At 63.1% G+C, this 13210-nt stretch carries 14 protein-coding genes; all 14 read right to left on the bottom strand.

Going from position 1 to position 13210, the window contains the following annotated elements:
* Positions 1 to 25: 25 nt before the first annotated feature.
* The 14 genes from PI246_RS06870 to PI246_RS06810 all read right to left on the bottom strand — a co-directional run bounded on the left by PI246_RS06870 (position 26) and on the right by PI246_RS06810 (position 13177).
* Entirely contained in the window at positions 26 to 154 is a 129-nt protein-coding gene (locus tag PI246_RS06870) for a hypothetical protein (protein WP_320550549.1), read from the bottom strand.
* Positions 155 to 164: 10 nt separating this feature from the next.
* Positions 165 to 713, bottom strand: coding sequence for a hypothetical protein (locus PI246_RS06865; protein ID WP_320550548.1), 549 nt, complete (start codon positions 711 to 713; stop codon positions 165 to 167).
* Between the two features lie 8 nt (positions 714 to 721).
* Positions 722 to 1978, bottom strand: coding sequence for an XVIPCD domain-containing protein (locus PI246_RS06860; protein WP_320550547.1), 1257 nt, complete (start codon positions 1976 to 1978; stop codon positions 722 to 724).
* A 27-nt stretch (positions 1979 to 2005) separates the two neighbouring features.
* Positions 2006 to 2563, bottom strand: a complete 558-nt coding sequence (locus PI246_RS06855) for a hypothetical protein (RefSeq protein ID WP_320550546.1) — start codon at positions 2561 to 2563, stop codon at positions 2006 to 2008.
* A gap of 24 nt (positions 2564 to 2587) precedes the next feature.
* Positions 2588 to 3814: an XVIPCD domain-containing protein gene (locus tag PI246_RS06850; RefSeq protein ID WP_320550545.1), complete on the bottom strand. Its 1227-nt coding sequence runs from the start codon at positions 3812 to 3814 to the stop codon at positions 2588 to 2590.
* A gap of 95 nt (positions 3815 to 3909) precedes the next feature.
* A complete protein-coding gene (locus PI246_RS06845; RefSeq protein WP_320550544.1) occupies positions 3910 to 4908 on the bottom strand; it encodes an XVIPCD domain-containing protein in 999 nt (332 codons plus the stop codon).
* Positions 4909 to 4992: 84 nt separating this feature from the next.
* On the bottom strand, positions 4993 to 5502 hold the full coding sequence (locus PI246_RS06840) for a hypothetical protein (RefSeq protein WP_320550543.1): 510 nt from the start codon (positions 5500 to 5502) through the stop codon (positions 4993 to 4995).
* A gap of 29 nt (positions 5503 to 5531) precedes the next feature.
* Positions 5532 to 6821 carry a peptidoglycan-binding domain-containing protein gene (locus PI246_RS06835; protein WP_320550542.1) on the bottom strand — a complete coding sequence of 430 codons (1290 nt, stop codon included), beginning with the start codon at positions 6819 to 6821 and terminating at the stop codon, positions 5532 to 5534.
* A gap of 12 nt (positions 6822 to 6833) precedes the next feature.
* Positions 6834 to 7694 carry a DUF4189 domain-containing protein gene (locus PI246_RS06830; protein ID WP_320550541.1) on the bottom strand — a complete coding sequence of 287 codons (861 nt, stop codon included), beginning with the start codon at positions 7692 to 7694 and terminating at the stop codon, positions 6834 to 6836.
* A gap of 58 nt (positions 7695 to 7752) precedes the next feature.
* Entirely contained in the window at positions 7753 to 8061 is a 309-nt protein-coding gene (locus PI246_RS06825) for a hypothetical protein (RefSeq protein WP_320550540.1), read from the bottom strand.
* 46 nt (positions 8062 to 8107) lie between these two features.
* Positions 8108 to 8605: a DUF4189 domain-containing protein gene (locus tag PI246_RS18475; RefSeq protein ID WP_369335408.1), complete on the bottom strand. Its 498-nt coding sequence runs from the start codon at positions 8603 to 8605 to the stop codon at positions 8108 to 8110.
* A 5-nt stretch (positions 8606 to 8610) separates the two neighbouring features.
* On the bottom strand, positions 8611 to 9750 hold the full coding sequence (locus PI246_RS06820) for a type IV secretion system protein (protein ID WP_320550539.1): 1140 nt from the start codon (positions 9748 to 9750) through the stop codon (positions 8611 to 8613).
* Between the two features lie 61 nt (positions 9751 to 9811).
* The gene (locus PI246_RS06815) at positions 9812 to 10681 is read right to left on the bottom strand and encodes a hypothetical protein (protein ID WP_320550538.1); all 870 of its coding nucleotides are present in this window, start codon (positions 10679 to 10681) and stop codon (positions 9812 to 9814) included.
* A gap of 27 nt (positions 10682 to 10708) precedes the next feature.
* Entirely contained in the window at positions 10709 to 13177 is a 2469-nt protein-coding gene (locus PI246_RS06810) for a VirB4 family type IV secretion/conjugal transfer ATPase (RefSeq protein WP_320550537.1), read from the bottom strand.
* Positions 13178 to 13210 lie beyond the last annotated feature (33 nt).

Raw genomic sequence — 13210 nt, 5'->3', positions numbered from 1 at the left:
GACGGCATGCCAGGGCTTGCGAAGGTCATGGCGTGTCATTGGGCTGCCTCCTGCCTACCGTGACGGCGGTGATGACGAGGAACTCGCGATTCGGTACGGCATCTTGCTCCGCTGCATACGCCACGACGTCATCGGCATTTTCTTCGGGATTCATGTCAGAGGCCTTAGTGGATCGGCAGATGCCTATGTACAGAGGGATCGTCAGGCAACGTCGAGGATGCGCGGATTAGGTCCGTATCATCGGTCTCGGTGATGGAACCGGCGGTGCAGTCGTCGTCCATGACGGGCTTATCCCTGCCGTCGCGTGTGACGACGAGGCCACCTTTCTGCATACCCTCAGTCCCGGTCACCGAATACATGGCGTAGCGATAGCCACCGTTGTTGAAACCGAACGCGTACCCGCCGGTGTTTCCACCGAACATGAGATGCGTGCGGCTTAAGGTGTCCTTGGCGCCTGCCTTGGGGTAGATCATTTCGGGCGGCGTACCGCGCTTGCCATACGCGTAGTAGAAATAGGTCGACGCTGACGCCGACGCCATATGGACGCAAATCGACGCTGTCTTGCCGCCACGGGCAAGGCGGCAAGACAGCACGGGGGTGTCGCCGGACGCGCACATCGAGGCCGCTTCCGCGTGCGTGCCGGCGACCCATCCAAGGGCAAGGACGGTAATGGCCCGCGTGGCATGACGTATCATGGCGTTGTCATGGTTCAAGCGGCTCGTCACGCCATCCCCGGATGCATCTGGGGTTGAGACGGCTGCGGCTGCGCTGGCGCGTGGGCGCGTGCGGCCTGCGCTTGCATCGCTTCCTGGCTGCTCTGCTCGATCGGCGTCGACAGCGCTTTGTTGACGTCGAACTCGGCGACCCTCTTCAGTGGCGAGTCGAGCTCGCCCTGCACGGCGTAGCCTTTCTTGCCGTCCTCACTCACCACGATGTGGTCGATGCGATCCAGGCCGCCCTTCATCGCGGCGACGGTCGCGGCGCCGGCAAGCCGCTGGCTCTGTTCGTCGGGGGTGCGGCCGTGCTGGGCGTCCAGGCGGTGCGTGGCGTCATGCGCGCTTTTGAGCATCGGGTGGCTGGCGTGGTCGGTGGCGTCGGGGCGCGCCGCCGCCTTTTCCTTCGCATGCAGCGATTCGAGCGTCTTCGGGCCGACCTGCCCGTCGATGTCCAGGCCATGCGTGCGTTGATACGCTTCGACGGCTTCGCGGGTGTGCGGTCCGAACCGGCTGTCGGGATCGAGGCGCTTGCCGCGCGCGTCGGTGACGCCCAGCGCGTTCAGCCGCTCCTGCAGGGCCTTCACCTCGGCACCGTGGGCGCCTTCACGCAGCACGTCGCCGCCGTCGGCTTTGACCGGATGGGCGGATGGCGTCGACGCATGGGGCGCGGAAGGCGTCGGCTGCTCTTTCGCGTCGTGCCCGCCGTGTAGCGGTGCGCGAACCTGGAATTCCGGCTTGGCGCGGAGCGCGCCCACGATCTCCATGTTCTTGCCGTCCCAATACTTGCCCGGCGCGATGGTGACGTCGGCCGGCCCCGACGACACCTGGGAGCCGATGAAGCGGATATGCCCCTTTTCGTCGTAGTCGCGCACGATGCCGACGTGTTGGCCACTTCCGTGCTTGTCCTTGAACATGATGATGTCGCCGGGTTGCAGGTGACCATTCGGCTGGCGCGCTTCGGCCGCCGGGATGACGTCGAAATGCTGCCGTGCGTAAGCCGTGGTCTCGTTGCCCTTGAACAGATCGCGGGTGCCGAACGGTGTGCTGCCCACGTCATATCCCGCGTCGTGAAGGCCGCGCCAGACGAACGACGAGCAATCGACGCCTCGTTTGCCGTCGTGATCGTTGTCCTGCTCCGTACGGCTGCTGTCGGTGGCGTTGCCGCTCTTGGGGTGGAGCGTCATATCCGGTCGGCCGTACTCGAACTGCTGGCCCGACTCGAAGAAGTGGATCCGCGCTTCGTTATAGATGTCCCGATTCATATGTAACTCCTGGTGATGTCGATAAGGTCACAGACCGTTGGCGTACTGGTCGAGATCTCCCTGGCCGACCCAGCCCGCTGCACAATCGCCGGCATAGTCGTCGCCGGCGCGATGGCACGAGGTTCCCGTCGTTGCCGTTTTCCACTGGACCGGATGATCGGCCCCCTTGCAGAGCTCGTTGCCTTTGCATCCCTTGACGCTTGCGGTCGGGATGGCGACCACGTAGAAACGCGATTCGTCCGGGCGCTGCACGATGGCGGCGACGCACACGAACTGACCGTCGGCGAGGTGAGCGATGGTTTTACCGTGGCCGTCGATGGCGTTGCCGATATCCACGCCGCCGTCCGCGGAAATGCCGCCGTACATGGCGCCATCGCCACATCCGAGGAACTGGGCGGTATGGCCGTCGGCCTTGCAATCGGGCGAGCCGTGACCATTGTCGACACAGGTGACGGTCGACGCGGGCGCCATTTTCCGGAGGGCATCCTGCGCGGACGCGACCGAATCGCCCGCGTGGCCGGCCTGCACCGCGCAGGCGGACATCGTGGTGACGCAGAACAGGGCGGAAAGAATCACTTTGGGCATGGAAACGCTCCGATCGGGGGACAGTCAGTGTCCGGGCATGTGCTTGATGGCGGCCGACCCATGAACGACCTCCGCCTCCGCGGGCTTGGCGCGTTCTTCCAGGGCCTTCGCGCTGCGTTCGATGGGTGTATCGATGGCTTGTGCCACACCCACCTCCGTGACCTGCTTGAGGGGCGAGTGGACGTCGCCTTGAACCGCGAAGGCACGGCTCGCGTCGTCGCTGAGCGCCACGTGGTCGATGCGATCCAGGCCCTGTGCGTGTGCGGCGACGGTGAGCGCCGCGGCGAGCCGTTCGCTCCGTTCGTCGAAATGCCGTGCGTGCGTCTCGTCCAGCTTGCGCACGGCATCGCGCGCCTGGAGGAAGAGCGCGTGCTGGGGATGGGTCACCTGGTCGAGCGGGGGATAGGCTCCCTGCGCGTGACAGCCGCGGCGTCGGGAAGGGGTTTCGACGTATTCCGTCGTCACTTCCAGCACATCGCGCTGGAGTTCGAGCATGAGGACGGGATCCCCCATGTCGCCGGCGGTGTCATTGAGCGTCTGCGAGCGATCCCGCTCGGTTTTCGACCGCCGCCTTGCGTCTTGCCGGCGTGCGTCCAGGCCGACCACCGATGAGCCTGCCGACACGTCCATCGGGGATGCCGGACGATCGGTGGCCGGGACGTCCAGGCGTTCCATCAGTTCGGGGGTCAGACGGCGCTCCCATGATTCGAAGCGGGCGCGACGGTCGTCGAGTCCGTAGAGCTTGCCGTTGAGAGCCTCGGTGGCGGAGCGGACGTCCTCGCGGGCCGACGGCGGTACGCGGTTCTTCCAGTACCACGCCGCGATCTTCGCGGCATGCTCGGGTTCGGCGGCCAGTTCGGGATGCGCGACCAGATCCAGGCCCAGGGCCTTGCCTGCCGCGCGGTAGTGATCCTTGCCGGGCACGGGAAGATACCCGCGTCCGTGATAGCGGTAGCCGTCACCGGGCTGATCGTTGCCGTTGCGACCGCCGTACATGAGTTCGGCCAGCGCTTGGGGGCGGCCGAGCAGCGCCTCCTTGCGTGCGGCATCGAGCGCCTGGGGCCCGTTGCGCCAAGCCGCCTGCGCGGGGATTTGCGCCACCCCGCGCATGTAACGGAAGCTCTCCTGCAACCGGTTCAGCCCGTTGGACTCGTGCGTGACCTGGGCCATGTAGTTGGCCAGTTCCCTACGCGAGCGGATGCCACTCGCGTAGGCGGTGGTAAGCACCTGTGTTTCACGATCAATCGCCATGTGTAGCTCCTGTATGACTATCGGTCGGCGTCGCCTCCGGCGTGCCGTCGATCCGTCGTCCGGACGGACCGTGTCGCGTGGTCGTGCCTATGTCGTCACAGGCCCGGTCCCGGTGCCAGCGGCTTCTGCGATGGTGGTGTGTCCTGGGCTGGCTGCGGTTGACGGTCGGGATGGGCGGCCAATTGCTTCATGCTTTCTTCGAAGGGCGTATTGACCGCCCGCGCGGTCTGCACTTCGGCCATGCGTTTGTGCGGTGAGTCGAGCGCGCCCTGCACGGCATAGCCGCGCGTCGCGTCGTCGCTCAACACCACGTGGTCGATGCGTTCGAGTCCGTCCCGGCGCGCGGCGACGGCCAAGGAACCGCTGAAATTCTCGCTGAACTGATCCGGCTGACGGCCGCGCTGCGCATCGAGCAGATGCACGCCCTGCCGGGCCTGGTCGACCAGGGTGGTATCGGGGGAGGGCGTTGGTGTTTTTTCCATCGGAAGACCGACGCTGCCGCTTTCGAGGCGCTGCATGACGTCAGGCGTCAGGCGCCGTTCCCAATCGGCGAAGCGTCGCTCGCGGTCTTCAAGCCCGTGGTATTTCCCGTTCATCGCGAGCGTGGCGGCCTTGACGTCTTCTTTCGCATGCTCGGGCACGCGCGATGACCAATACCAGGCCGCCACCTTCGACGCGTTCTGCGGATCGGCCGCGAGGTCGGGCTGGCCGGCCAGGTCGATACCCAGCGCGTCGCCGGCGGCGCGGTAGCTGTCCTTGCCGTTGAGCGGGAGGTAACCGCGGCCGTGGTACTTCCAGCCATCGCCGGGTTCGTCGTTGCCGTTGCGTCCGCCGTACATCAGTTCGGCCAAGCGCTCGGGCTTGCCCTGCAAGGCGTCCTTGCGTGCGCTGTCGAGCTGGTTGGCGCCTTCGCGCCACGCCGACTGGACGGGGATCTGCGAAATGTGTCGGGTATAACGAAAGCTTTCCTCGAGCCGGTTCAGCCCGTTGGATTCATGCGTCACCTGGGCCATGTAGTTGGCCAGTTCCTTGGGCGAGCGAATGCCTGCCGAATAGGCATCCATCATCACCTGGGTCTCACGATCAATCGCCATGTGCAGCTCCTGGTTCACTCTCTCGATGGCAGCCATCGGGCACTGCCTCGTTCCGCCTAAAAAGGTGGCGGCAATGACCTCGGATCAGGGGAGGGTGACCTCCGGGACCTTCTCCGGGTCGAAATCTTCGAATGCGATCCGGCCCAGTTCCTCCGGGCTCAGTTCGATGCGTTTTTCCAGCCCGGTCTCACTGTCGGAGACCTGGCGGCTTACCTTGTCCACGAACCAGTCGTCGTGATCGGCGGCATAGATGAACGTGAATTCATCGGACCACCGCTCGCGACTACCGCCGCCGTTGACCACCGTGAAACCGCGCGGTTCGAGCTTCACGTACCCGAACGGATCACCCGCTACGCCACCACGGTGGGCGCAGGGCACCACGCGGCGATTGGCGCTGGCTTCGCGAAGCGAACCGCACGCCTCGCGAACCAGAATCAGCACGGTTCGTTCAGGGCCCTCTCCCAGTTTCTCGTCACCTCGAATGGGGGGATCCAGAACGAGCAACGCATCCATGCGGCCGTCCCCGGTGAGGTCGCCGGTTTTCCACTCGAGAATCCGGGCGCCTCCTGCCGCAAACGGCCTCAACTCATCCATTATCCGTCCTTGTCGCGTCCAAGTCTTACTTAGGGATGACCGGGCAACACAGGCTGCGTCGGTGCGACCGTGGCCTGCGCGCTCGCCTGCTGCTGCGTCTGGGTGGTGCCCTGCGCCGCTTGCGCGTGCTGGGCCTCGTGCGCCATCGCCTGGGTGCTGCTTTCGGCGAGCGGCGTGCGGGCCGCGTGTGCGACGTCCACCTCCGCATGCCGCTTAAACGGGGATGACACGTCGCCCTGCATGGCATAGGCCTTGCTCGCATCGTCCGACACCGCGACATGGTCGATCCGATCAAGCCCCGCACGAACAGCGGCGGCGGTCAGCGCGCCCGACACGTTATGCGTGTGTGGTCCCGACGCGTGGCCCATCCGCCGTTCGAAATCCTGCATGCCGGCCAGCGCCTGTTCGTACATGCCGTGGGCGGGATGGGCCCGGTCGTTCAGCAGGGGGGTGTGGGATGCCGAGGGGGTCTTGTCCACCTTGGCGGCCTCCTGGATGGCCTTCAAGGTATCCTTGCCAACGATGCCGTCGTCGTTCAGGTGGTGGGCACGTTGAAACGCCTGCACCGCCTCCTTGGTTTGCGGACCGAAGCGGCCATCGGCCTCGAGCGGCTTACCGTTGCTACCGGTAAAGCCCAGCGCCTTCATCGATTCCTGGACGTGGCGTACGTCCGGGCTGTTCGCGCCCTGCTTGAGCGCGTGGCCCGAGGCGTGCGACACCGCTTCAGCCTTGCCCATGGTGTCGCGAAGTGCCTCGGCGGAGAGCGGCTTCATCGTCTGCACCGTACCGGCGCGCCAGCCCTCGGCCTTGCTCAGCCCGTCGGCCAACGCGTCGAGTTCCTTGGATGTCATGTTGCCGATCCGCTTTCCATGCAGGTCGACCCCTTCAGCCGCGGCGGTGGCATGAATGGTCTTGATCTGATTGGCGTGGTGCGTCGATCCGCTGTAGTCGGCGACCGAATACGCCTTGACGACGTCCTCAACCGTCTTGTCGGACCATTTTTCGGTGAGCAGCTGCTCCTGCGCGGCGCGTCCTGATTCGTAGTTCTTGAAGACCGCGTTGCCCCACTGGTCGAGGTCGACCACGCCGTCGTAGTTCTTTTGGGCGGACGCCAGCGCCGCCGCCTTGGTTCGCGACGTATGGACGGTGGTGTCGGCGCTGTCCTTGTAGCCGAACTTCAAGTTGCCGGGGTTGTTGTTTCGCCAGGCGACGGTACCCTCGGACGCCTTCAGCCACGAGCCGTCCTCCAGTTCATACATCCGGTTCGTGCCCTGGGTGGCTACAAGCCGCTTGATATCCTGGTTCGATACGGTATCCATGAGGCGTCTCCGTCAGTCTTGGATAGGGCCGGCGCTGCAACTGGTGCGTACCGACTGGCATTCACCCGTGCCCTGGGCTTGGCATGCCGAAAGGGCTTCCTGCTTGGCTTTGTCCTTGGATGCCGTCGTGGGCGTGGCGGCGGCGAACGATGCGCCCGACGCGTCTCGTGCGAGGGAGAGGCAGCCATTGGCGATGCGGGCAACCACGCGGCAGGTGCCGTCCGTGTCGCACGCTTTCTTGAGTCCTTCGTTCAGAGATGCTTCGCTCGGCCGCCCCATGAGGAAGTAGAACGAATGGTCCTTGTCATTCAGCGCCAACGCGCTCCAGAAGGACTTGGCCTGCCACTGCCCGTCGAAGTCGGCGAGCAATCCCGAAGCGGGCAGCGCGAGCTTGATCGTGCGGCCATCACTTTCTTCGCGGGACGCCGACGTCACGCGCCACTGGCCATTTCGGAAGTCGAATCGGTACATCACGCTCGTGGGCTTGGCGGAGCCGTAAACCTGCCCGATCTCGATGTGCCCTGGCGTCACCTTGATCCCGTCGCCACCCATCAAAGGATCGCCGCGCTCCGGACTGCAGGTGGAACACGCCACGACGGCGTCGTTGCTCACGACCGGGCGGAACGCGCCATTCTCCTTGTGAAAGACCACGAGGTGACGTTGACGCGAGCCGGACGCATCCGGCGCCGACTCGTAGATGGCGACCGCATCGGCACCCGCCTGATCGCCGCTGGCCGTGAAGACGGCGACGCGGCTGCCCGGCGGGGCAGCTCGCAGTACTTCGGCTGGCACACTGGATGCGGCAGCCGCTGCATACGTCGAGATAACAAACAAGACGAGCGGGGTGACGAAACGGCTGGCGATCTTCTTCATGAGCGACTTCGTGTGGGCCATCGTATCTGGGCAACGCCTAAAACGTATCTGAGGACATTCACGAATCAGCGTTTGCTGGATCCTGTGTCATCGACGTCGTCGTCGGGCGATACATATACTCAAATGCGTGCGGGCAGACCTGCGAGAAAAGCGTGGCGGAAAACGGCTTGAAACAATACCAATTGACGACCGTGTAAAGTCCGCGGGTCTTGTCCAGGGGAACCCAGCAATCTTCTGGTACCCCATAGGTGCAAAACGTAAACGGGTCATTGTTGTAGTAAGGAATGTATTGGTAATAACCCTTACCCGCGTTTGCGCCGGCACTGAACATCATGCAAAGGAAAAAAAACAGACTGGATCGCTTCATGTCGGGCCCTCTAGAGTGAGTATCGGCTTGTCAGGACGTAGACTGGTCAGTCCACCCGCTCTTGATAGCTGCAGGATTGGTATCTCACGACGCATCGGTTGCTTCCACCGCAGCGCGATATCGCATTCACGGCAGCTTTGTCGACCGTAGCCGCACTTGCCGCCTGAACCTGCCCGCCGGAGCGGCCTTGAGCCACGGCGACGCATTGATTGTGATACGTCAGGACCTCTGCGCAGTCCTTTCCACCTTTGGAACGGCATTGCTCCAAAGCGGAACGGACGGCAGCTGCAGACGAAGCCATATGCTCCGAAGATCCAGGAATGCCAAGGATGGGATCGATGGCTACCGAACCCCAGCGATCCTCCCAACGGCCTTGTGGTTCGGAGTTGACCGGAGTATCTCCGCCTTGGTTGTACGGGGAATTCGGCGCAGACGGAGGAATGCATCCTGGATTGCCCGCTCCCGGAATGCCAGGCGCGCACTGAGCGTAAACCGAACCCGGGACAGTCGCTGCGACGAGAAAACATATCGCTAGAAATTTCATGGCAATTACGTCCGCGCCGTCTTGACCGTATCGGTCTGCGGAGTAGATCCGCTCGGACCGAAAGCCGATAGAACCGGCGTAGCGGCCGGTGGCGATGCGCCATGCAGCTCAGCCTGCGAAGGCGGCGGGGTATACGTTCCAGATGGCCTACCTTGAGAGCGCGCCTGAGCGTCCTGAGCCCCAATCTGCGACCCCACCGAGCCGAACGACGAGTACGAGGCGAACTGGCCAAGCGTACCCTGGAAGAACGACGCTGCCATAGGGGGCGCCATGACGATCAGAGTGGAAAGCAAGAGGCCGATGCCCCCTTGCTGCATGGCCATGCTGTTGATGCCGTCGGTGACCGTACCCTGGTTAAGCCCCATCGATGTGAGGTACTTCGCGGCATACGCGATCGTGATGGCTTTCATCATCTTCATGGCGATCGTCACCATGACGGATAGCACGGCCAGGGAGAACATCGTCCCTATGCCGTACAACAACCACTTCTGAAAGAGTTGTTTGGTGGAGTCGAAGAGCAGGCACATGATGAAAAACGGACCAAAGCCGATGAACAGGGCAAGGGCGATCTTGTTCAACAGCAACATGCATCCAGCGACCACGCTGGGCCCGGCGACGCCAATGCCGGTGAACCAGCGGTTACGGTCTTTGTCCTCTTGTGCCGCGGTCTTGTCACCCGTATCGACACTGTCGATGAGCGCCATCGCGACTTCCATCTGGCGCAGGTTGTCGTCGATGGACTCGAACGGGCTTTGCCCTGACGAGGTGACGTAACTCGCGATGGTTGACGACACGCCGTCCGATAGCGACCAGTAGACCGAGCTGGAGGCGTAAGCGGCCGTCGTCGCGATGAAAACGATGAGCACCGCCTTGGCGGAGTCACCCACCAGAGCCATCATGGGCTGGCGCGACTGCCCCGTGACGATGCGGAATCCTTGCCACATGATCCACACGGTGAGCACCACGACGGCCACGACGCCAATGATGTAGGCGGAACTGGAAAGAAGCCGCCACTGCATGTAGTCGATCTCGTTCCCCAGGAACTCGTTGAGGGTCGAGAAGAACGCGTAGTTGGCCAGATCACCGCCCGCGCTCGTAAGGTCGGCGAGGGGGGCGGTCATCAGGTTTGCGATCTGGTTGATCATGCAACCATGTCCTTGCAATAAAAAATGTTACATCGCGCTCGGGTGAGGAGCGTGTTCAGAATCACATGCCGTCAGTGATGTGTAGGGTCTTCATGCCGGCGGGGGCGGTCGACTGGGCGTCTTTCAACGCCAGCTTCAGCGCGGCGCCTGCGACGGCCGCGTTGACCGCGCCGCTCAGGTCGATCTGGCCGCCGCCTGGCAGCGAAATGCCCAGTCCCGACTGGGACGCTGGCTTACCCGTATTCGCCGCTCGTGCAAGGCGCGACTGCTCTTCTTGCAGGTACTTCAGGTTCGCCTCGTAGGCGTAGTTCACCGTCTGCATCTGCTGCTGGTCGAGCGCGATCAGGTTATAGAGTGCCGTCAGCTGGTTGGTATTGTCCTCCAGCCGGCCAAGCGCGTTCGGATCGTCCGACGAGATGTTCGAGCGCTGCTGCAGGATCTGGCGAAGCATGTCGTCGCGCGTCTTCGTATTGGCGTACATGGTGAGCATGTACTGATACTGCGCGTTCTGAATCTGCACGATCTTCTGGCAGTTATCCTGCTGCGGCTGCGGGAGCGATCCGCAGCGCGTGTTCGGATCCTGGATCAGCTGGGTGCTGTCGGCGGGAAGCGCCTGAGTAGGATCCTTTACCCGATCGCCCGGACGGCCGCTGGTATATGGGCCGATCATCAGGCGCTTATTGATAGCATCGAGATTGGCGTTGACCGTTTTGTCACCACCGCTCTTCGCATCGCCAATGGCATTCTTCATGTCATTGGTGTGCTGCTCGATGCTGTTGAGGTAGCCGTGCGTTCCGTCGTCTCGCACCGCCCACTCCTGGGCGTCGGCGACCGAGCATAGGCTTGTCGCACCGAGCACGAGGCCGAAGAGAGCGAGACGGCTGAGCCGCTGTCCGATAGTGGCGTGAGATTTCGAGGTAAGGGTCGGCATGATGTTCTCCATCGTCGATCTGTCTGCTCAACCCGCTGCGCTGCGCGCGGCGCGGGAAGACTGGGGGCCAGGGGTGGGCTTCTTGCCGCTGCCCTTGCGGTTTTCGTAAAAATCAGGGAGCCACTGGTCGGGACGCAGGTCGTCGGCATGTACGCCGAGCGTGTCGCTGCGGGCCTGAAGGATCTCGTGCATGATTTCGATGTTGTCGGTGGATGCGGAAATCACCGCCAAGGCGTCGTCCATGCCGCGCAGGTTGAGCTGGCAGACCGCCGAGGCGTGGCCCTGCTTCACCAGGAAGCAGCGCGAGCGTTCGTCGAGGCTTACCACGACCTGGTATTCGGCCTCCGTGAGCTTGAGGCCCTCGACGTAGTCTTCGCGGCTGGCGTTCGGATTGGGAAGCAGGATCATCGTTGCCGTCTGCTCGATCAGGGCGGCGGAGATGTCGCTGGCGAGCGCATCCTCCGGGCTCTGCGTGGCAAAGATGCCCATGCCGTTCTGTTTACGGATGGTCTTCTGCTTGTTCTTGGCGAATTCCTTCAGGCCACCCTTGCCGTCCAGGATTTTCCAGAACTCGTCCATCACGTAGATCAGGCGGCGACCGTCGATCAGGGCTTCGAGCCGGTGGATGAGGTAGTTGATGACCGGGGCACGGACCTCGGCATTGTCGATGATGTCCGTGTAGTCGAAGCCGATGATGTTCGCCTTGGTCAGGTCGACCGTATCGCGCGGATTGTCGAACACCCAACCCAGCGAGTTGCCGGCCGTCCACTTGCGCATACGGATGAAGAGGCCATCGTCACCGAGGTTGGGCAGGCTCTTCTGGAAGTTGGTCATGTTGCGCAGGTGCATCGGCGTGTCGAGCATGCTCTCCACGGCGCGGAAGATGTCTTCCTCCTCGCGCGAGCTGTACACCGCCTTGCCCGCCAGCACCTTGATCAGGTCGGCGAGGAACTGCACGTTTTCTTCGCTGCGCTCGCACTGGAACGGGTTGAAGCCGGTTGGCCTGCCATTCTCCAGAGCGAGGTAGTTGCCGCCGCAGGCGCGCACGAAGATCTCGGCGCCACGATCCTTGTCGAAGAAGAAGATCGTCGGCGCGGGGTCGAGCTTCTGCACCTGGCTGAGCAGAAAGTTGATCAGCGCGGTCTTACCCGTACCGGACTTACCGATGACCATCGTGTTGGCGATGGCTTTCTCACCGAGGGAGTTTTCCGCCGGGTGAGTCGCATGGAAATTGAAGAAGTACGGCTGCCCGTTGGTCGTCTGCAGCGTCGTGACGCAATCGCCCCATGGGTTGTTCTCTTTCTTGCCGGTAGCAAAGTTGTGCAACGGCGAGAGGCCCAGGAAGTTGAGCGAGCTGACGTTGGCCAGTCGCGTGCGGTATTTCCAGTTACCCGGAAACTGCGCGAAGAAGGCGGCGGTGACAGCTAGATCTTCCTTGACGCTGACGAAGCCGGCATTGGAGAGTTCGGCTCGCGTGGTGGCGAGCTGCTGGGCGAGCGCTTCCTGCGATGGGCCGTAGACGGCGATCGAGAAGTGGTATTCGCCCAGAACGAAGTTACCCGATGCGAGCTGGTCCATGGCCTGGTCCATCTCGACGATCTGGCTGACGGCCTTGTCGCCGGAGGAGATCATCATGCCCTTGGTACGCTCCAGAGCCTTGAGCGCGGCCTGGCGACCCATGGGGCTGAACGAGTGCGTGATGACGTATTCGAAGTCAAGATACTTCAACCCGTTGAGGATGCCGGGATAGGTCCCCTCAGGGTATTCCTTGACATTGAGGATGGCGCCGAAGTGGTTCTCTCCGGAGGGCGTGGTCAGCACGAAGTCGCCCGTGCGGTTCGAGAACCGCTGCCGGCTGACGGCCAGGTAATCCTTGACGGGTGCCTGAAGCACGGGCACCGGTTCGTCGATGCGGTTGAGGATGTAGCCGAAATGCTCCAGCACCTCGGAAAAAACGATGCCGTTGGGGGCTTCGTACATGCCCAGGCGGTTGGGCGCGTAGTCCTTCAGCACGGCCTCGACGTTGCCGGCGAGTTCGAGAATCTTGGCGACCGCCTGTTTCTGCTCAGCCTCGAGCTTGGCGATGTCGCTCGACTTTTCGACGAAGCGCTTACCCTCCACGACCGGACGATAGATCATGGTCAGGTAGAGCTCGTTCTGCATGAGCTTCTGCGCCGAGAGGGCGCCGAAGTAAGCGTCGGACAGCGACTGGTTGAATTCGTGCTCGAACTTGCTGATGTCCTTGATCCGACGGCGGCGGCGGATGTCGTGCACCCAGAACGCCACGTTCACGAAGTCCGGCGCGCGCAACGTCTGCAGCATACGGTTGAACGTGTTGTGGCGATGTTCGATCTCCCACTCTTCACGGCCCACGAAGGGCAGGCCGCCCAGGCGCCAGACCATGAGGAAGTCGCCCGCGGTCGTCTTGACGACGGTCGGCGAGACGTGGGTCGACAGTGGGATGTGGTCGGCGATCGGGGCGTCGGGCGTGAACATGGCGGTTTACCGTGTGGCTCTGGAAAGGCCCTG

The sequence above is a fragment of the Luteibacter sahnii genome (genome assembly GCF_034063545.1).
In the GTDB taxonomy this organism is placed as follows: Bacteria; Pseudomonadota; Gammaproteobacteria; order Xanthomonadales; family Rhodanobacteraceae; genus Luteibacter; species Luteibacter sahnii.
The sequence above is the reverse complement of the archived record's forward strand: the minus strand, read 5'-3'. Positions and strand labels throughout refer to the sequence as shown.

Coding starts and splice junctions, on each gene's coding strand:
- PI246_RS06870 (WP_320550549.1), bottom strand. CDS start 154: ATGAATCCCGAAGAAAATGCCGATGACGTCGTGGCGTATGCAGCGGAG.
- PI246_RS06860 (WP_320550547.1), bottom strand. CDS start 1,978: ATGAATCGGGACATCTATAACGAAGCGCGGATCCACTTCTTCGAGTCG.
- PI246_RS06855 (WP_320550546.1), bottom strand. CDS start 2,563: ATGCCCAAAGTGATTCTTTCCGCCCTGTTCTGCGTCACCACGATGTCC.
- PI246_RS06850 (WP_320550545.1), bottom strand. CDS start 3,814: ATGGCGATTGATCGTGAAACACAGGTGCTTACCACCGCCTACGCGAGT.
- PI246_RS06845 (WP_320550544.1), bottom strand. CDS start 4,908: ATGGCGATTGATCGTGAGACCCAGGTGATGATGGATGCCTATTCGGCA.
- PI246_RS06840 (WP_320550543.1), bottom strand. CDS start 5,502: ATGGATGAGTTGAGGCCGTTTGCGGCAGGAGGCGCCCGGATTCTCGAG.
- PI246_RS06835 (WP_320550542.1), bottom strand. CDS start 6,821: ATGGATACCGTATCGAACCAGGATATCAAGCGGCTTGTAGCCACCCAG.
- PI246_RS06830 (WP_320550541.1), bottom strand. CDS start 7,694: ATGAAGAAGATCGCCAGCCGTTTCGTCACCCCGCTCGTCTTGTTTGTT.
- PI246_RS06825 (WP_320550540.1), bottom strand. CDS start 8,061: ATGAAGCGATCCAGTCTGTTTTTTTTCCTTTGCATGATGTTCAGTGCC.
- PI246_RS18475 (WP_369335408.1), bottom strand. CDS start 8,605: ATGAAATTTCTAGCGATATGTTTTCTCGTCGCAGCGACTGTCCCGGGT.
- PI246_RS06820 (WP_320550539.1), bottom strand. CDS start 9,750: ATGATCAACCAGATCGCAAACCTGATGACCGCCCCCCTCGCCGACCTT.
- PI246_RS06815 (WP_320550538.1), bottom strand. CDS start 10,681: ATGCCGACCCTTACCTCGAAATCTCACGCCACTATCGGACAGCGGCTC.
- PI246_RS06810 (WP_320550537.1), bottom strand. CDS start 13,177: ATGTTCACGCCCGACGCCCCGATCGCCGACCACATCCCACTGTCGACC.